The organism is Pseudomonas sp. LLC-1 (assembly GCF_002992185.1).
GTDB classification, from domain to species: domain Bacteria; phylum Pseudomonadota; class Gammaproteobacteria; order Pseudomonadales; family Pseudomonadaceae; genus Aquipseudomonas; species Aquipseudomonas monteilii.
In genome coordinates this window covers 195,792-212,253 of record NZ_LUVY01000011.1, presented here as the reverse complement: position 1 = coordinate 212,253, position 16,462 = coordinate 195,792, and the positions used below count along the sequence as shown (strand labels likewise).

Genomic DNA, 16,462 nt, shown 5'->3' with positions numbered 1-16,462 from the left:
GTGAATCACTTGCCTGAGGTGATGTTCAGCCCTTTGAGCAGGCTCAGCGCCTGGCTCAACTGGAAGTCGTCATCCTGTGGGCGCTCCTTGCGCTTGCTGCTGCCAGTCGGGCGGTCGGCGCCGCCGTTGCCGTTGCCCAGGTGGCCCTGCAGGTCGGCTTCCTTGAAGTTGTCGGTGTCGACTTCAGCGGTGAGCTTGGCCGGGCGCACTTCGATATCGGGGACGATGCCCTGGGCCTGGATCGAGCGGCCATTGGGGGTGAAGTACAGCGCGGTGGTGAGCTTCAGGGCGCGGTCGTTGGCCAGCGGCAACACGGTCTGCACTGAACCTTTGCCGAAGCTGTCGGTACCCATCAGCACAGCGCGTTTCTGGTCCTGCAGGGCGCCGGCGACAATCTCGGAGGCCGAGGCACTGCCGCCGTTGATCAGCACCACCAGTGGCACGCCTTCGCTGGCGTCGGCCGGGTCGGCGGAGAAGCGCAGTTCGGAGTTGGCGATGCGGCCTTTGGTGTAGACGATCAGGCCCTTGGTCAGGAAGTGGTCGGCCACTTCCACCGCCGATTGCAGTACGCCGCCCGGGTTGTTGCGCAGGTCCAGCACGACCCCGCGCAGCTTCTTGCCGTTGTCCTTGCGCAGCTTGGCCAGGGCCTTGCCCACTTCGTCGCCGGTCTTGACCTGGAACTGGGTGATACGGATGTAGCCGTAGTCATTTTCCAGCAGCTGGCTCTTCACGCTCTTGACCTGAATGACCGCGCGGGCCAGGGTCACGTCAAACGGGTTGCCGCCGTCGCGCACCAGGGTCAGGGTGATTTTTTCGCCGACCTTGCCGCGCATCTTGTCGACCGCCTCGGTCATGGTCTGGCCGCGGGTCGGGGCGCCGTTGATCTTGACGATCAGGTCGCCGGCCTGCACGCCAGCCCGTGAAGCCGGGGTGTCATCGATAGGCGAGACCACTTTGATGAAGCCGTCTTCCTGGCCCACTTCGATGCCCAGCCCGCCGAATTCGCCGCTGGTGCTTTCCTGCAGCTCCTGGAAGTCTTCGGGGCCGAGGTAGGCCGAGTGCGGGTCAAGGTTGCTGAGCATGCCTTTGATGGCATTTTCCAGCAGGGTCTTGTCGTCCACTGGCTCTACATAGGCCGCCTTGATGCGGTCCATGACCTCGGCGAAGGTGCGCAGCTCTTCCAGTGGCAGTGGTGCCTTGGCCGTGACCTCGGTGGCGGGCACTGCGGCGGCCTTGGCCGGCTCTGCAGCGACGGCCAGGGGCGCACCGACCGCCAGGGCGATGGACAGGGCCAGCTGGGTGAGACGAGGCGAGTGCAGCATGTCGAACGAACTCCTGATCCTGTAAGCGCTCCCTGGGGAGCATCGGCGCAGCACTCAGGCTACGCCGTAGAAATTTGACTAGCCCCGGCACCATTGCGAAGGGTCGGTCGGCCGGCCCTGCTGGCGGATGGCGAAGTACAAGCCTGCCGCGTCCTGGCCACCGCTGTCGCCAACGGTGGAAATGGCTTCACCGGCCTTGACGATATCACCGGCGCTCTTGAGCAGGCTCTGGTTGTGGCCGTACAGGCTCAGGTAACCGTTGCCATGGTCGAGAATGACCAGAAGGCCGGCACCGCGCAACCAGTCGGCGAACACTACACGCCCGCCGTGCACCGCACGTACCTGGGTGCCTGGGTTGGCGCTGATCATCACCCCGTCCCACTTGGCACGGGCATCGCTGCCGCGGGCATCACCAAAGCGTGCCAGCAGTCGACCATTGACGGGCCATGGAAGTTTGCCCCGCGCGGCAGAAAAAGCGCCGCCGTAGTTGGCGCCATCGCTGGAAACCATCGGGCCGAGGGTGGTGCGGGCCTTTTTCGGTGGCTCCACCGGCTCCTTGGCCTGTTCGCGGGCAGCGGCGGCGGCCAGGGCCTCCTGCTGGCGGCGTTTTTCCGCTTCCTGCTGGGCCAGCAAGGCTTTCTTGCGCGCTTCCTCGGCTTCGCGGGCCTGACGGGCCAGGGTTTCCTCGATGGTCTTGAGTACTTTGGACAGGTCGGCCTGGTCCTGCTCGCGGGCCTGCAGCTTCTGGTCGCGGTCCTTCATGTCGCCATTGAGCTTGGCCAGCACCTGCTGGCGCTTGCCGCGCTCGGCTTCCAGGGCCTGGCGGCGGCTGTCGAGGTCGGCGCGCTGGGCCAGCAACTGCTCTTGCTGGCTGGCAATTTCCTGCTCGACGTTGGCCAGCTGGCGCAGGGTCTCGTTGAAGGTACGCAGTTGTTCCAGGCGCGCCTTGCTGATGTAGTCGTAATACGTGAGGGTGCGGGCGAACTTCTCGGGGTTCTGCTGGTTGAGCAGCAGCTTGAGGTATTCCTCGCGGCCGTTGTTCTGGTAGGCCGAGCGGGCCTGGATGGCGATCAGTCGCTGTTGTTCAACGCGGGCGCTCTGGAGTTTTTTTTTCTCGGTATCAAGGCGCTCCAGATCGCCCTCGGTCTTTTTTAGCTCTTGCTGCAGTGCCTCCACCTGTTTTTCGAGGTCGCCGATGTCGGTCTCGGTGGCTTTGAGGTCCTTTTGCACGCCGGCCTTTTCTTCCTGGAGCTTGCCCAGCGTCTTCTTGAGCTCGGCAATGTCCTGGCGGGTGGCGTCCAGTTGCTGCTGGGTCTGCGCACGCTCATCGGCAAAGGCCGGGCTGAGCAGGCAAGACAGGGCTAGGAGAATCAGGGCGCGAAGCATGGGGTTTGGCGTACCAAGGATGGAGACTGGCCTAGTATGCCCGCCCGGGCAGGCAAAAAAAACGCCTCGCTGCGGGTGCAGAGGGGCGTTTGTCTGGAATTCATGTGTCATGGGGGCTCAAAGCGGCCCCCGATGCACAGAATCAGGCGTCAACCAGGATCGAGGTGCCGGTCATTTCCACCGGCTTCTCCAGCCCCAGCAGCTTCAGCATGGTCGGCGCCACGTCGGCCAGCACGCCGCCATCACGCACTTTCACGTTGCGCTTGCCCACATAGATGAACGGCACCGGCTCGGTGGTGTGTGCGGTGTGCGCCTGACCGGTGCATTCGTCTTCCATCTGCTCGACGTTGCCGTGGTCGGCGGTGATCAGCGCTTCGCCGTCCACCTTGGCCAGCGCTTCGACGATGCGGCCGACGCAGGTGTCCAGTGCTTCAACTGCCTTCACCGCAGCCTCGAACACGCCCGTGTGGCCGACCATGTCGCCGTTGGCGTAGTTGACCACGATCACGTCGTAGCGCTGCTGCTCAATGGCTTCGACGATGCGATCGGTTACTTCCGGCGCGTTCATTTCCGGCTGCAGGTCATAGGTGGCGACCTTTGGCGATGGAATCAGGATGCGCTCTTCGCCTTCGAACGGCTCTTCACGGCCACCCGAGAAGAAGAAGGTGACGTGGGCGTACTTCTCGGTCTCGGCAATCCGCAGCTGGGTTTTGCCGTTCTTTGCCAGGTACTCGCCCAGCACGTTGTTCAGGCTGGCCGGTGCAAAGGCTGCAGGTGCCGGAATCTTGGCCGAGTACTGGGTCAGGCCGATGTAGGCCGCCAGTTTTGGCAGGCGGGCACGCGGGAATTCGTTGAAGTCGGCTTCGACGAACACGCGCGACAGCTCGCGGGCACGGTCGGCGCGGAAGTTCATGAAGATCACGGCATCGCCGTCTTCGACCTTGACCGCTTCACCAATGCGCGTGGCCTTGACGAACTCGTCGCTCTCGTCACGGGCGTAGGCCGCTTCCAGGCCAGCCAGGGCGGTGTCGGCGGTATATTCGGCGGCGCTGTCGACGATCAGGTTGTAGGCGGCGCTGACGCGGTCCCAGCGGTTATCCCGATCCATGGCGAAGTAGCGGCCGATCAGGCTGGCGATGCGGCCCTTGCCCAGCTTGGCGAAGGTGGCGTCGAGCAGTTCGATGGACGACTGCGCGCTGCGTGGTGGGGTGTCACGGCCATCGAGGAAGGCGTGCAGGTAGATTTTTTCCGCACCGCGCTGTGCGGCCAGTTCGGCCATGGCCACCAGGTGGTCCTGGTGGCTGTGTACGCCGCCATCGGACAGCAGGCCGAGGATGTGCACGGCCTTGCCGGCGCTGGCGGCCTTGTCCACGGCACCAGTGAGCACCGGGTTTTCGAAGAATTCGCCGTCACGGATGGCCTTGGTCACCCGGGTGAAGTCCTGGTACACGACGCGACCGGCGCCCAGGTTCATGTGACCGACTTCGGAGTTGCCCATCTGCCCGTCCGGCAGGCCGACATCCATGCCTGAGCCGGAAATGAGGCCATGCGGCTGGGTAGCGCGCAGGCGGTCATAGACCGGCGTGTTGGCGGCAAAGATGGCGTTGTGTTCGGGGATTTCGCTGTGGCCGAAGCCATCCAGGATGATCAGGACCAGGGGTTTGGGCGTACTCGTCATCAATCAAACTCACGGTTGTTCAAAGATGATAAAGACACGCATTTTAGGGCAAATCCGCCACCAGCGGCGAATATTCGTCCTATTGCCTGACCAGTGCGCCCGATGTAGCAACATGAAGGTACCTTTCCCTCCGGCCTGTCGGGCTTTGGTGGCACTGGGGGGCTGTGTATACTGGCCGGCATTTTCAATCGCCTGGAACACCGCTGATGGTTGCTCACCTGATTCAATTCGCGACAGATCACTACATCCTGGTTGCGATCTTCGTTGTTCTGCTGGTCCTGCTGCTGCTCAATGAAATCCGCCGTGGCGGCCAGAGCCTGACCAACGGCCAACTGACCGCCCTGGTCAATGCCGACAAGGGCCTGGTCGTCGACATCCGTACGGCCAAGGAATACGCCGCCGGCCACATCGTCGGTGCGATCAACATTCCGCAGGACAAGCTGGCCACCCGCATGAGCGAGCTGGACAAGCACAAAGAGAAGACCCTGATCGTCGTCGACGCAATGGGCCAGCAGTCCGGCACCCACTGCCGCGAACTGCTCAAGGCTGGCTACACCGCTGCCAAACTGAGCGGTGGCGTTTCCAGCTGGAAAGCCGATAACCTGCCCCTGGTGAAGTGATATGAAGCCCGTCATCGTCTATTCCAGCGACTACTGCCCCTACTGCATGCGCGCCAAGTACCTGCTTGAAAGCAAAGGCGTGGCCTTCGAGGAAATCAAGGTCGACGGTAAACCGCAGGTTCGCGCCGAGATGAGCCAGAAGGCCGGCCGCACCTCGGTGCCGCAGATCTGGATCGGCAGCACCCATGTCGGTGGATGCGATGACCTCTATGCCCTGGAGCGCGCCGGCAAGCTCGACGCGCTGCTGGCGGCCTGATTTGCACTGCATTCAAAAACATTAGGATAAGGATCTGCCATGACTGACCAACAGACCAACGGCGCTGCTGCAGAAGACAACAGCCCTCAGTTCTCCCTGCAGCGCATCTACGTGCGCGACCTGTCGTTCGAAGCCCCGAAAAGCCCGCAGATCTTCCGCCAGAGCTGGGAGCCGAGCGTCGCGCTGGACCTGAACACCAAGCAGAAAGCCCTGGAAGGCGACTTCCACGAGGTGGTGCTGACCCTGTCGGTTACCGTCAAGAACGGTGACGAAGTGGCGTTCATCGCTGAAGTACAGCAGGCCGGTATCTTCCTGATCGCCAACCTGGATGCGGCTTCGATGAGCCACACCCTGGGTGCGTTCTGCCCGAACATCCTGTTCCCGTACGCCCGTGAGACCCTGGACAGCCTGGTGACCCGCGGTTCGTTCCCGGCCCTGATGCTGTCGCCGGTCAACTTCGACGCCCTGTATGCGCAAGAACTGCAACGCATGCAGGAAGCGGGCGCTGCGCCAACTGTGCAGTAATAGCTGCCGGTATCACGAAAGCGCCTCTCGGGGCGCTTTTTTATTGCCTGTACCGGCCCTTTCGCGGGCACGCCCGCTCCCACAGGAATGATGCAAACCTTGAGGGCGACGCTCTACCTGTGGGAGCGGGCTTGCCCGCGAAGAGGCCAGAGCAGGCTACAGATCAGCTCCCGGCAAACCCATTCTGCCGCCACGCCTCATACACCGTCACCGCCACGGTATTGGACAGGTTCAGGCTACGGCACCCTGGCCGCATCGGCAGGCGCAGGCGTTGTTCGGCTGGCAGGCTGTCCAGCACCTCGGCTGGCAATCCGCGGCTCTCTGGCCCGAACAGGAAGGCATCGCCCGGCTTATACGCCACTTCATGGAACGGGTGCGAGCCCTTGGTGGTGAAGGCGAACAGCCTTGGATTGCCCAGGCTTTCCAGGCATCCGGCCAGGCTCTCATGGCGCTTGAGCGTGGCATACTCGTGGTAATCCAGCCCCGCGCGGCGCAGGCGCTTGTCATCCAGTTCGAAACTGATGGGTTCGATCAGGTGCAGGTGGCAGCCGCTGTTGGCGCACAGGCGAATGATGTTGCCGGTATTCGGCGGAATTTCTGGTTGAAAAAGGATGACGTGAAACATGCACGGCTCCAAGCGTGAAGATGACGGGCATTCTACCCCTGAACCGGACGTGCGTTCGAAGGCCTTCCCACGGATGATGCTGTCGCTGGCGATCGTTGGCGTTATGGTCGGGTTGATGATTGGTCGCCTGACAACGCCCGAAGAGCGGGTGTTGCAGCAGGTGGAGGTGGTGCAGGATGGCTTGGACCTTTGGTTCAATGAAGAACCGCAGCTGCACGGCGAGAACGTGGAAGGGACGGTTGCGTTGCTGTTCCAGGCCCAGGGCAAGGCCCAGCAAGGGCAATTGAGCCTGGCGGGGAAGCCGGTGAGCTGGCGGGTGCAGAAGAGCAAGGAAGGCTTGTTGCTGACAGTGGTGGCCGCGCGTCCCCTGCACGGCGAGTGGGCCGGTGCAGAGGACGCTGGGCGCTGGCGTGTGCAGGTGCAACTGCACGAGTAAAAGAGGGGATATCCCGGCCTGCCTGTACCAGGGTCCCCAAAAGGGGTACTGCGTATTGCGTGTAAAGGGGGGATGTCCCGGCCTGCCTGTACCGAGGTCCCCAAAACGGGCGGTGTTGCAAATAAAAGAGGGGTTCACCCGGCCTGCCTGTACCAGGGCCCCCGAAACTGGGTATGTATTAGGTATTGCAGGGGGCGTGCCAATTTTGCAAAGCCCGTGAATATTGGGCTTTGAGGGGTATTTGGCCGGGTTTTGAGGGGATTTGTGCCTTCGAGAGGTGCATTGGGCACAGGAACGGTGCAGGAAGCATTACCGCATTTGATCATGGGTCGCGGAACTCTAACTTCTGGGTCGGCATATGCCATTTATGGAAACAGGAGTTGACCTATGAGTGAAATACAGCAGCCTGCCAATCTGAACGATGCAGTGGCGCTTTTGGATGACCTGTCCCAGCTGGGGAAAGTCGAAGAGATCAGTAACGATGAGCGGCAGTCTCTGGCGGATCAGGTAGACAAACTGCTAGGCGTGCAGGGGGCATTCAACAAGTGGCGAGAGAAAGCTAAATATAGCAAGTGAGCCAACAAGGGTAACGCATCGCCAGATACCACCTACCTGAGGCATAGGTAAGTGGTATCGCTCCAGCGAGTTGGGGTTCACCCGCACATCATCAATGTTCGTCCCCCTCTTCTTCATCCCCCCCCGCCACATTCATCCCCAGCTCCTTGATCTTGCGCGTCAGGGTATTGCGCCCCCAACCCAGTAACAGCGCGGCATCCCGGCGGCGGCCGGCGGTGTGCTTGAGCGCCGTCTCGATCATGATCCGCTCAAAGCTCGGCACCGCGCTGTCCAGCAGGTTCGACTGCCCGCGCGCCAACGCCTGGTCGGCCCACTGGCGCAGGGCCTGTTCCCAGTTGGTGACCGGTGCGGCATCCTGCGGCAGGTTCAGCAGCTCAGGCGGCAGGTCGCCGATCAGCACCTCGCGGCTGGAGGCCATCACGGTGATCCAGCGGCAAGTGTTCTCCATCTGTCGCACGTTGCCCGGCCACGGCAGGTTGCGGATGAACTCTTCGGTCTCCGGCTTGAGAATTTTCGGCTCCACCGCCAGCTCCTGGGCGGCGCGGGCGAGGAAGTGACGAGCGAGGGCGGGGATGTCCTCACGGCGGTCGGCCAGCCGAGGAATATGGATGCGAATCACGTTCAGGCGGTGGAACAAGTCTTCGCGGAACTTGCCGGCCTGCACCAGCGACTCCAGGTTCTGGTGGGTCGCGGCAATGATGCGCACATCGACCTTGACCGGCACGTGGCCGCCAACGCGATAAAACTCGCCATCGGCCAGCACCCGCAGCAGGCGGGTCTGGGTGTCGGCAGGCATGTCACCGATTTCGTCGAGGAACAGCGTGCCGCCATCGGCCTGCTCGAAGCGGCCCCGGCGCAGGTTGGCCGCACCGGTGAAGGCGCCTTTTTCATGGCCGAACAGTTCGGACTCCATCAAGTCCTTGGGGATGGCGGCCATGTTCAGGGCAATGAACGGCGACGCCGCACGCGGGCTGTGGCGGTGCAGTGCATGGGCGACCAGCTCTTTACCGGTACCCGACTCACCGTTGATCAGCACGGTAATGTTGGAGTGACTGAGGCGGCCGATGGCGCGGAACACCTCCTGCATGGCCGGTGCTTCGCCGATGATTTCCGGTGTGCGCGCCAGGTTCTGTGGCACATCCAGCCCTTGCTGTTCCTGGGCATGCTGGTTGGCACGCTTGACCAGCGAGACAGCCTCGTCCACGTCGAACGGCTTGGGCAGGTATTCGAAGGCCCCCCCCTGGTAAGACGCCACGGCGCTGTCCAGGTCGGAATGAGCGGTCATGATGATGACCGGCAGGCGTGGGTGCTGCTCGCGAATCTGTGCCAGCAGGTCGAGGCCGCTGGCACCCGGCATGCGGATGTCGGAAATGATCACGTCCGGTTGCTGGCGCGCAAGGCGGCCCATCACACCATCTGCGCTGTCGAAGCTCTGGGTGGTCATGCCTTCCTGTTGCAGGGCTTTTTCCAGTACCCAGCGGATGGAGCGATCATCGTCGACGATCCATACGGTTTCACTTCGGCTCATGAGGCGGTGGCTCCTTGTTCCAGAGGCAGGTAGATCGAAAAGGCGGTGTGGCCTGCGTGGCTTTCACACTCGATCAGGCCCTGGTGCTGGCTGATGATGTTCTGGGTAATGGCCAGGCCCAGCCCGGTACCGTCGGGGCGGCCACTGACCATGGGATAGAAGAGGGTGTCTTGCAGTTCCGGCGGGATGCCCGGGCCGTTGTCGATGATCTCCACCCGCGCCACCAGGCGATGGCGCACATGGCCGATGGTGAACTGGCGCAAGGCGCGGCTGCGCAGGGTGATGCGGCCCAGGCGCAGCTCGTTCTGCGAACTGATCGCCTGCATGGCGTTACGCACGATGTTGAGGACGGCCTGGATCATCTGCTCGCGGTCGATCAAGACGTCCGGCAGGCTTGGGTCGTAATCGCGCACCAAAGTGATGCAACCCTGGCTTTCGGCCTCGACCAGGCTGCAGACCCGCTCCAGCACTTCGTGGATGTTGGTCATGGCCAGCGATGGCAGCTTGTTCGAGCCGAGCATGCGGTCCACCAGGTTACGCAGGCGGTCGGCTTCTTCGATGATCACGTTGGTGTAGTCGCGCAGGCCTTCCTCGGGCAATTCGCGTGACAGCAACTGCGCCGCGCCACGGATGCCGCCGAGGGGGTTCTTGATTTCGTGGGCCAGGCCGCGCACCAGCATCTTGGTGGTTTCCTGCTTGCTCAGCTGGGCCTCTTCCTTGGTGATGCGCAGCAGCCGGTCGCGCGGGTGCACCTCCAGCAACAGCAGGGTCTGGCCCTGGTTGAGGATAGGGGTTACCGCGTAGTCGACGGTGATGGTCTGCCCGGTCAGCGAGGTGAGCTGCGCTTCGCGCTTGGTGAACGGGTGCGCCTGTTCGACCGCCTGGCGCAACGAGCTGAGCGCTTCGGTCGACTCGGTGAACAGCTCGCTGATGAACTGCCCATGGCTACGTTGGCCGCTGACGGCCAGCAGCATTTCTGCGGCTGGGTTCATGTACTCCAGGCGCAGCTCGGCATTGAGCAGCAACGTGGCGGTGGTCAGGTTGTCCAGAAGCAGACGGTGCTGTGCATCGCTGATGGTCATAAGGCGTCGTTGACCTCTTTTGGCGCTTGCCTGGCACTGCTTTGGCCAGGGCCAGGTGCGGTGGCCCCGCCGATGCGAGGCTCTCTACCTGCTAGAAATGCAAGAAACAAACCAAAGCTCCGAAAAGAAGCGGGATTTGCCGATAAAGGCCTGTATCTGCGCAAATTCGGATCAGAAACTCTGGATGAAACGTTTCATTTGAACCAGATTGGGGAGCAAATAGGGGCAAGGCGCTTTGTTGTGCACCAAGATAGAGCATAGCGTGGGTGAGGTGATTTCTGTGTGGCGCAGAAACGAAAACGGCCTCCCGAGGGAGGCCGTTCCTGATCATGTCATCGGCGCGAGGCGCCGATCAGATCAGCAGCTGTAGTACAGCTCGTATTCCAGCGGGTGCACGAAGGTACGGACCTTGATCTCTTCTTCCGACTTCAGCTCGATGAAGGCATCGATGAAGTCGTCGGAGAACACGCCGCCCTTGGTCAGGAACGCACGGCCTTTGTCCAGCTCTTCCAGGGCTTCTTTCAGGCTGCCGCACACTTGCGGAATGTCCTTGGCCTCTTCTGGTGGCAGGTCGTACAGGTTCTTGTCGGCAGCATCGCCTGGGTGGATCTTGTTCTGGATGCCGTCCAGGCCAGCCATCAGCAGGGCCGCGAAGGCCAGGTACGGGTTGGCCGATGGGTCCGGGAAGCGTGCTTCGATACGGCGGGCTTTCGGGCTGCCGACGTAAGGAATACGGATCGAGGCGGAACGGTTGCGAGCCGAGTAGGCCAGCATTACCGGGGCTTCGAAGCCTGGTACCAGACGCTTGTACGAGTTGGTCGACGGGTTGGTGAAGCCGTTCAGGGCCTTACCGTGCTTGATGATACCGCCGATGAAGTACAGGGCGGTGTCGGACAGGCCGGCATAGCCTTCACCCGAGAAGGTGTTCTTGCCGTCTTTCCAGATCGACATGTGTACGTGCATGCCCGAACCGTTGTCGCCGTACAGTGGCTTCGGCATGAAGGTGGCGGTACGGCCGTAAGCGTCGGCAACGTTGTGCACGACGTATTTCAGGGCTTGTACTTCGTCAGCCTTCTTCACCAGGGTGTTGAACTTGACGCCGATTTCGTTCTGGCCGGCAGTCGCCACTTCGTGGTGGTGAACTTCAACGGTCTGACCCATTTCTTCCAGTGCGTTGCACATGGCAGTACGGATTTCGTGGTCGTGGTCGAACGGCGGAACCGGGAAGTAGCCGCCTTTCACGCCTGGGCGGTGGCCTTTGTTGCCGCCTTCCACGTCAGCACCGGTCATCCACGAGCCTTGCTCGGAGAAGATCTTGAACATCGAGCCGGAGATGTCCGACTGGAACTTCACTTCGTCGAAGATGAAGAACTCAGGCTCTGGGCCGGCGAATACGGTGTCACCGATGCCGGTGCTCTTCAGGTACTCTTCGGCGCGCTTGGCGATTGCACGTGGGTCACGATCGTAGCCCTGCATGCTCGACGGGTCGACGATGTCGCAGGTGATGATCAGGGTTGGTTCTTCGGTGAACGGGTCCAGAACGGCGGTATCGTCAACCGGCATCAGGATCATGTCGGAAGCTTCGATGCCTTTCCAGCCAGCGATGGAGGAACCGTCGAACATCTTGCCGACTTCGAAGAAGTCCTCGTCCAGCGCATCACGCGACGGCATGGTCACGTGGTGCTGAATGCCTTTGGTGTCCGTGAAACGCAGATCAATCCACTTGACGTCATGATCTTTGATGAGTTGAACCGACTTCGACATGTTGTCCTCCGGATGGTCTAGAGCGCGGTGGGCCGCTGCCCTGGAAAAAGGGTGTTGCCGGGCGCGGATAGTCGGCCAAGCTTACCTGCCTCACAAGGGAGCAAATTGCATGCCAGTGCCCGAAAATGGCGAGCGCGGGATAAAAGGGGGCGTTTGCGGGCATTTGGCGCGGGGCTGGCGGCGAAAAATGCACCCTTAAGATGCGAATTCCGGCAGGCATGCACCAATAGTGTGCATTGGCGAGTTGATGTGCTTTTTTTGAGGGCCCTATCGCCGGCAAGCCAGCTCCCACAGGTAGGGTGCAAGTCTTGCGGCCTGTGGATGGCCTGTGGGAGCTGGCTTGCCGGCGATGAGGCCGGTGCAGGCAATATAAATCCGACCTTCTGTACAAAAGTTGGTCAAATCCTGAGCAATTTCCGCTATAATTCGCGCCCCTCATTTTCGGCAGGCCCTGCGCGCGCTGTTAACCAATGAAACTTATCGTCAAAGTCTTCCCAGAAATCACCATCAAGAGCCGGCCGGTGCGCAAGCGCTTCATCCGCCAGCTCGGCAAGAACATCCGTAACGTGCTCAAGGATCTCGACCCTGAGCTCGCGGTCGATGGTGTCTGGGACAATCTCGAAGTGGTCACCCGCGTCGAAGACGAGAAAGTCCAGCGCGAGATGATCGAGCGCCTCACCTGCACGCCGGGTATCACCCACTTCCTGCAGGTAGAGGAATACCCGCTGGGTGACTTCGACGACATCGTCGCCAAGTGCAAGCACCACTTCGGCCATCTGCTGGCCGGCAAGCACTTCGCCGTGCGCTGCAAGCGCGGTGGCCACCATGACTTCACCTCGATGGACGTCGACCGCTACGTCGGCAGCCAGCTGCGCCAGCAATGCGGCGCCGCCGGCATCGAGCTGAAGAACCCTGAAGTGCTGGTGCGCATCGAAATCCGCGACCAGCGCCTGTACGTGATCCACAACCAGCACAACGGCATCGGCGGTTACCCGCTGGGCGCCCTGGAGCAGACCCTGGTGCTGATGTCCGGTGGCTTCGACTCCACCGTGGCGGCCTACCAGATGATGCGCCGTGGCCTGATGACCCACTTCTGCTTCTTCAACCTCGGCGGCCGTGCCCACGAGCTGGGCGTGATGGAAGTGGCCCACTTCCTGTGGAAAAAGTACGGCAGCAGCCAGCGCGTGCTGTTCATCAGTGTGCCGTTCGAAGAAGTGGTCGGCGAAATCCTCAACAAGGTCGACAACAGCTACATGGGCGTCACCCTCAAGCGCATGATGCTGCGCGGTGCCGCGCACATGGCTGACCGCCTGCAGATCGACGCGCTGGTCACCGGCGAGGCGATTTCCCAGGTGTCCAGCCAGACGCTGCCGAACCTGTCGATCATCGACTCGGCCACCGACAAGCTGGTGCTGCGCCCGTTGCTGGCCAGCCACAAGCAGGACATCATCGACCAGGCCACCGAAATCGGCACCGCCGACTTCGCCAAGCACATGCCAGAATACTGCGGCGTGATCTCGGTAAACCCGACCACTCACGCCAAGCGCCACCGCATGGAGCATGAAGAAAAGCAGTTCGACATGGCCGTGCTGGAGCGCGCCCTGGAACGCGCCAAGTTCATTTCCATCGACCATGTGATCGACGAGCTGGGCAAGGACATCGAAATCGAGGAAGTGGCCGAGGCGTTGCCAGGCCAGATCGTCATCGACATTCGTCACCCCGATGCCCAGGAAGACGAACCCCTGGCACTGGAAGGTATCGAAGTCCAGGCCATGCCGTTCTACGCGATCAACAGCAAGTTCAAGCACCTGGACCCCACGCGCCAGTACTTGCTGTATTGCGACAAGGGTGTGATGAGCCGTTTGCACGCACACCACCTGCTCAGTGAGGGACATGCCAATGTGCGTGTTTATCGTCCGACATAAGACGCCGGGGCTGTATGGCGGCAGTATCCGCCATCGCCCTCCCGACCGCCGGGCCCGCTGAGCCTTAAACAGTACATATTGGCCGCCTACACTGGGCGGCAACCGAATCCTCTGATCGAGATACACTTGTGATCGAAAATCTGCGTAACATCGCCATCATCGCCCACGTTGACCATGGTAAAACCACCCTGGTCGACAAACTCCTGCGTCAGTCCGGCACTCTGGAGCGTAACGAGCTCAACGACGAGCGCGTCATGGACTCCAACGACCAGGAAAAAGAGCGCGGTATTACCATTCTGGCGAAAAACACCGCCATCAACTGGAACGGCTACCACATCAACATCGTCGACACCCCCGGCCACGCCGACTTCGGTGGCGAGGTTGAGCGTGTAATGTCGATGGTCGACTCCGTGCTGCTGCTGGTCGACGCCCAGGACGGCCCTATGCCGCAAACCCGCTTCGTGACCAAGAAGGCCTTCGAAGCCGGCCTGAAGCCAATCGTCGTGATCAACAAGGTTGACCGTCCGGGCGCGCGTCCTGACTGGGTTCTGGACCAGATCTTCGACCTGTTCGACAACCTCGGTGCTACCGACGAACAGCTGGACTTCAAAGTCGTCTACGCCTCGGCCCTGAACGGCATCGCCGGCCTGGACCACACCGAGATGGGCGAAGACATGACCGCCCTGTACCAGTCGATCGTCGACAACGTACCTGCGCCGTCTGTTGACCGTGACGGCCCGTTCCAGATGCAGATCTCCGCACTGGACTACAACAGCTTCCTCGGCGTTATCGGTGTTGGCCGTATCGCCCGTGGTCGCGTCAAGCCGAACACCCCGGTTGTCGCCATCGACACCAACGGCAAGAAGCGTAACGGCCGTATCCTGAAGCTGATGGGCCACCACGGCCTGCACCGTGTAGACGTTGAAGAAGCCCAGGCTGGCGACATCGTCTGCATCAGCGGTTTCGACGAGCTGTTCATCTCCGACACCCTGTGCGCCCCGGATGCGGTAGAAGCGATGAAGCCGTTGACCGTTGACGAGCCGACCGTTTCCATGACCTTCCAGGTCAACGACTCGCCGTTCTGCGGTAAAGAAGGCAAGTTCGTCACCAGCCGTAACATCAAGGATCGTCTGGACAAAGAGCTGCTGTACAACGTTGCTCTGCGCGTTCAGGAAACCGATTCCCCTGACAAGTTCAAGGTATCGGGCCGTGGTGAGCTGCACCTGTCGGTTCTGATCGAAACCATGCGCCGTGAAGGCTTCGAGATGGCCGTAGGCCGTCCTGAAGTAATCATCCGCGAAGTTGACGGCGTGAAGCAGGAGCCGTTCGAGAACGTCACCATCGACATCCCTGAAGAATCCCAGGGCAAGGTGATGGAAGAGATGGGGCTGCGTAAAGGCGACCTGACCAACATGGTTCCGGATGGCAAGGGCCGTGTGCGCCTGGAGTACAACATTCCAGCCCGTGGTCTGATCGGTTTCCGTAACCAGTTCCTGACCCTGACCAACGGTGCAGGCATCCTGACCTCGATCTTCGATCGCTACGACACCATGAAGTCGGGCCAGATGTCCGGCCGCCTGAACGGCGTACTGGTTTCGGTCGAAACCGGCAAGGCGCTGACCTACTCGCTGGAAACCCTGCAGGCGCGCGGCAAGCTGTTCGTCGAGCACGGTCAGGAGATCTACAACGGTCAGATCATCGGCCTGAACAGCCGTGACAACGACCTGGGCGTGAACCCGACCAAAGGCAAGAAGCTCGACAACATGCGTGCTTCGGGCAAAGACGAAGTCATCGCCCTGGTACCGCCAGTTCGCCACACTCTGGAACAGGCTCTGGAATTCATCCAGGACGACGAGCTGTGTGAAGTGACTCCTAAGTCGATCCGTCTGCGCAAGAAGATCCTGGACGAAGGCGAGCGTACCCGCGCTGCCAAGAAAGCCAAGAACTGAGTTAGCTCAGGCTGAATGAAAACGCCCCCGGTCGAAAGGTCGGGGGCGTTTTTTTATGCCTTACGTTCATCCAAAGTTAGTTTTTTCAGGTGTGTAGATTTCTGGTAAATACCACTGCGCCAGTACATATTTCCATATGCCTGGATGTTTAAATATTCTTTAGCCTCATCTCTCTACTTTATTTGAGGCTGAGGAATTGAGTATGTCTGATGTGATTGTCGGCAAAGATATATGCATTATCGATGACGGCATTACCGATAAAGAGCATGCGCAAATCTTGCGGCTCCTTACGGATTCGGTGTGGCGCTATGGGTGGCCTTATCCTTATTCGCCGCTTGAGCGCCCTTGCTGGCACAGTTTCATAGCCGGCTCTCGCAGAGACGCGTTGGAAGATTGCGAGCAGGAGCTGCGTGAGCGCTCGGACTGGGGTTTTCTGGCGGACATCTGGGCACGCATTAAAGCCGCTCACATGCCTTCAGCTGTATTGCTGGGTGTGTACGCGAACGGACAAACCACCAGTCAGGATGGGCCGATACATCGGGATAATACCGCGAAGGCGCCGGGACGAACTGTCATGCTGTTCTGTAGTGAACATTGGGCTACTTGCTGGGGAGGAGAGTTAATGTTCTACGACGCCGGCAAGGAGACCATCATTATGTCGGTACAGCCCAAGCCAAGAAGGGTTGTCGTTTTCAATGGCGAGATACCGCACGCCGCACGGGCACCTGCAGCAAGCTGTAACCGTCTGCGTATGAGTATCGCCTTCAAGACGATGATAAAGGAGTGATGG

Annotated in this window: 15 protein-coding genes; 8 read left to right on the top strand and 7 right to left on the bottom strand. The window is 60.9% G+C overall.

Going from position 1 to position 16,462, the window contains the following annotated elements:
- Positions 1 to 5: 5 nt before the first annotated feature.
- The 3 genes from A0O30_RS10445 to gpmI all read right to left on the bottom strand — a co-directional run bounded on the left by A0O30_RS10445 (position 6) and on the right by gpmI (position 4,386).
- Positions 6 to 1,322 (bottom strand): S41 family peptidase, encoded by a 1,317-nt coding sequence (locus A0O30_RS10445; protein WP_060500663.1) that lies wholly within the window; start codon positions 1,320 to 1,322, stop codon positions 6 to 8.
- A 78-nt stretch (positions 1,323 to 1,400) separates the two neighbouring features.
- Complete coding sequence (locus A0O30_RS10440) at positions 1,401 to 2,708, bottom strand: murein hydrolase activator EnvC (RefSeq protein WP_105946414.1); 1,308 nt, start codon at positions 2,706 to 2,708, stop codon at positions 1,401 to 1,403.
- A gap of 142 nt (positions 2,709 to 2,850) precedes the next feature.
- Complete coding sequence (gpmI, locus tag A0O30_RS10435) at positions 2,851 to 4,386, bottom strand: 2,3-bisphosphoglycerate-independent phosphoglycerate mutase (RefSeq protein WP_105946413.1); 1,536 nt, start codon at positions 4,384 to 4,386, stop codon at positions 2,851 to 2,853.
- Positions 4,387 to 4,592: 206 nt separating this feature from the next.
- On the opposite strand from gpmI, the gene A0O30_RS10430 reads away from it, so the two are divergent.
- From A0O30_RS10430 to secB, 3 genes are read left to right on the top strand one after another with little or no spacing between them, the layout of a single operon-like run.
- Complete coding sequence (locus tag A0O30_RS10430; protein WP_105946412.1) at positions 4,593 to 5,006, top strand: rhodanese-like domain-containing protein; 414 nt, start codon at positions 4,593 to 4,595, stop codon at positions 5,004 to 5,006.
- Position 5,007: 1 nt separating this feature from the next.
- A complete protein-coding gene (grxC, locus tag A0O30_RS10425) occupies positions 5,008 to 5,262 on the top strand; it encodes a glutaredoxin 3 (protein WP_003249204.1) in 255 nt (84 codons plus the stop codon).
- 39 nt (positions 5,263 to 5,301) lie between these two features.
- A complete protein-coding gene (secB, locus tag A0O30_RS10420; RefSeq protein WP_016712467.1) occupies positions 5,302 to 5,787 on the top strand; it encodes a protein-export chaperone SecB in 486 nt (161 codons plus the stop codon).
- A gap of 163 nt (positions 5,788 to 5,950) precedes the next feature.
- Here the strand turns inward: secB and trmL are convergent, their stop codons facing one another.
- A complete protein-coding gene (trmL, locus tag A0O30_RS10415; RefSeq protein WP_105946411.1) occupies positions 5,951 to 6,412 on the bottom strand; it encodes a tRNA (uridine(34)/cytosine(34)/5-carboxymethylaminomethyluridine(34)-2'-O)-methyltransferase TrmL in 462 nt (153 codons plus the stop codon).
- On the opposite strand from trmL, the gene A0O30_RS10410 reads away from it, so the two are divergent.
- Together A0O30_RS10410 and A0O30_RS10405 are read left to right on the top strand one after the other, a co-directional pair.
- Complete coding sequence (locus A0O30_RS10410) at positions 6,411 to 6,848, top strand: hypothetical protein (protein ID WP_105946410.1); 438 nt, start codon at positions 6,411 to 6,413, stop codon at positions 6,846 to 6,848. The genes trmL and A0O30_RS10410 overlap by 2 nt on opposite strands.
- A 387-nt stretch (positions 6,849 to 7,235) precedes the next feature.
- Positions 7,236 to 7,424: a hypothetical protein gene (locus A0O30_RS10405; protein WP_105946409.1), complete on the top strand. Its 189-nt coding sequence runs from the start codon at positions 7,236 to 7,238 to the stop codon at positions 7,422 to 7,424.
- A 91-nt stretch (positions 7,425 to 7,515) separates the two neighbouring features.
- Here A0O30_RS10405 and ntrC read toward each other — a convergent pair whose 3' ends face one another.
- From ntrC to glnA, 3 genes are all read right to left on the bottom strand, one after another.
- The gene (ntrC, locus tag A0O30_RS10400) at positions 7,516 to 8,952 is read right to left on the bottom strand and encodes a nitrogen regulation protein NR(I) (protein WP_105946408.1); all 1,437 of its coding nucleotides are present in this window, start codon (positions 8,950 to 8,952) and stop codon (positions 7,516 to 7,518) included.
- Positions 8,949 to 10,034: a nitrogen regulation protein NR(II) gene (gene glnL, locus A0O30_RS10395; RefSeq protein WP_016712463.1), complete on the bottom strand. Its 1,086-nt coding sequence runs from the start codon at positions 10,032 to 10,034 to the stop codon at positions 8,949 to 8,951. The genes ntrC and glnL overlap by 4 nt, the downstream gene beginning before the upstream one ends.
- A 357-nt stretch (positions 10,035 to 10,391) precedes the next feature.
- Positions 10,392 to 11,798, bottom strand: a complete 1,407-nt coding sequence (glnA, locus tag A0O30_RS10390) for a type I glutamate--ammonia ligase (RefSeq protein ID WP_060500655.1) — start codon at positions 11,796 to 11,798, stop codon at positions 10,392 to 10,394.
- Between the two features lie 470 nt (positions 11,799 to 12,268).
- Between glnA and thiI the strand changes: the two genes are divergently transcribed.
- The 3 genes from thiI to A0O30_RS10370 all read left to right on the top strand — a co-directional run bounded on the left by thiI (position 12,269) and on the right by A0O30_RS10370 (position 16,459).
- On the top strand, positions 12,269 to 13,723 hold the full coding sequence (thiI, locus tag A0O30_RS10380) for a tRNA uracil 4-sulfurtransferase ThiI (protein ID WP_016712461.1): 1,455 nt from the start codon (positions 12,269 to 12,271) through the stop codon (positions 13,721 to 13,723).
- A gap of 128 nt (positions 13,724 to 13,851) precedes the next feature.
- Positions 13,852 to 15,672, top strand: coding sequence for a translational GTPase TypA (gene typA / locus A0O30_RS10375; protein WP_016712460.1), 1,821 nt, complete (start codon positions 13,852 to 13,854; stop codon positions 15,670 to 15,672).
- A gap of 202 nt (positions 15,673 to 15,874) precedes the next feature.
- On the top strand, positions 15,875 to 16,459 hold the full coding sequence (locus tag A0O30_RS10370) for a 2OG-Fe(II) oxygenase (RefSeq protein WP_105946406.1): 585 nt from the start codon (positions 15,875 to 15,877) through the stop codon (positions 16,457 to 16,459).
- Positions 16,460 to 16,462: the final 3 nt, after the last annotated feature.

What these genes read in the sequence shown, in the direction of transcription:
- A0O30_RS10440 (WP_105946414.1), bottom strand. Translation starts at nt 2,708, where the DNA reads ATGCTTCGCGCCCTGATTCTCCTAGCCCTGTCTTGCCTGCTCAGCCCG.
- gpmI (WP_105946413.1), bottom strand. Translation starts at nt 4,386, where the DNA reads ATGACGAGTACGCCCAAACCCCTGGTCCTGATCATCCTGGATGGCTTC.
- A0O30_RS10405 (WP_105946409.1), top strand. Translation starts at nt 7,236, where the DNA reads ATGAGTGAAATACAGCAGCCTGCCAATCTGAACGATGCAGTGGCGCTT.
- A0O30_RS10370 (WP_105946406.1), top strand. Translation starts at nt 15,875, where the DNA reads ATGTCTGATGTGATTGTCGGCAAAGATATATGCATTATCGATGACGGC.
- glnA (WP_060500655.1), bottom strand. Translation starts at nt 11,798, where the DNA reads ATGTCGAAGTCGGTTCAACTCATCAAAGATCATGACGTCAAGTGGATT.
- A0O30_RS10430 (WP_105946412.1), top strand. Translation starts at nt 4,593, where the DNA reads ATGGTTGCTCACCTGATTCAATTCGCGACAGATCACTACATCCTGGTT.
- thiI (WP_016712461.1), top strand. Translation starts at nt 12,269, where the DNA reads ATGAAACTTATCGTCAAAGTCTTCCCAGAAATCACCATCAAGAGCCGG.
- glnL (WP_016712463.1), bottom strand. Translation starts at nt 10,034, where the DNA reads ATGACCATCAGCGATGCACAGCACCGTCTGCTTCTGGACAACCTGACC.
- grxC (WP_003249204.1), top strand. Translation starts at nt 5,008, where the DNA reads ATGAAGCCCGTCATCGTCTATTCCAGCGACTACTGCCCCTACTGCATG.
- trmL (WP_105946411.1), bottom strand. Translation starts at nt 6,412, where the DNA reads ATGTTTCACGTCATCCTTTTTCAACCAGAAATTCCGCCGAATACCGGC.
- ntrC (WP_105946408.1), bottom strand. Translation starts at nt 8,952, where the DNA reads ATGAGCCGAAGTGAAACCGTATGGATCGTCGACGATGATCGCTCCATC.
- secB (WP_016712467.1), top strand. Translation starts at nt 5,302, where the DNA reads ATGACTGACCAACAGACCAACGGCGCTGCTGCAGAAGACAACAGCCCT.
- A0O30_RS10410 (WP_105946410.1), top strand. Translation starts at nt 6,411, where the DNA reads ATGCACGGCTCCAAGCGTGAAGATGACGGGCATTCTACCCCTGAACCG.
- A0O30_RS10445 (WP_060500663.1), bottom strand. Translation starts at nt 1,322, where the DNA reads ATGCTGCACTCGCCTCGTCTCACCCAGCTGGCCCTGTCCATCGCCCTG.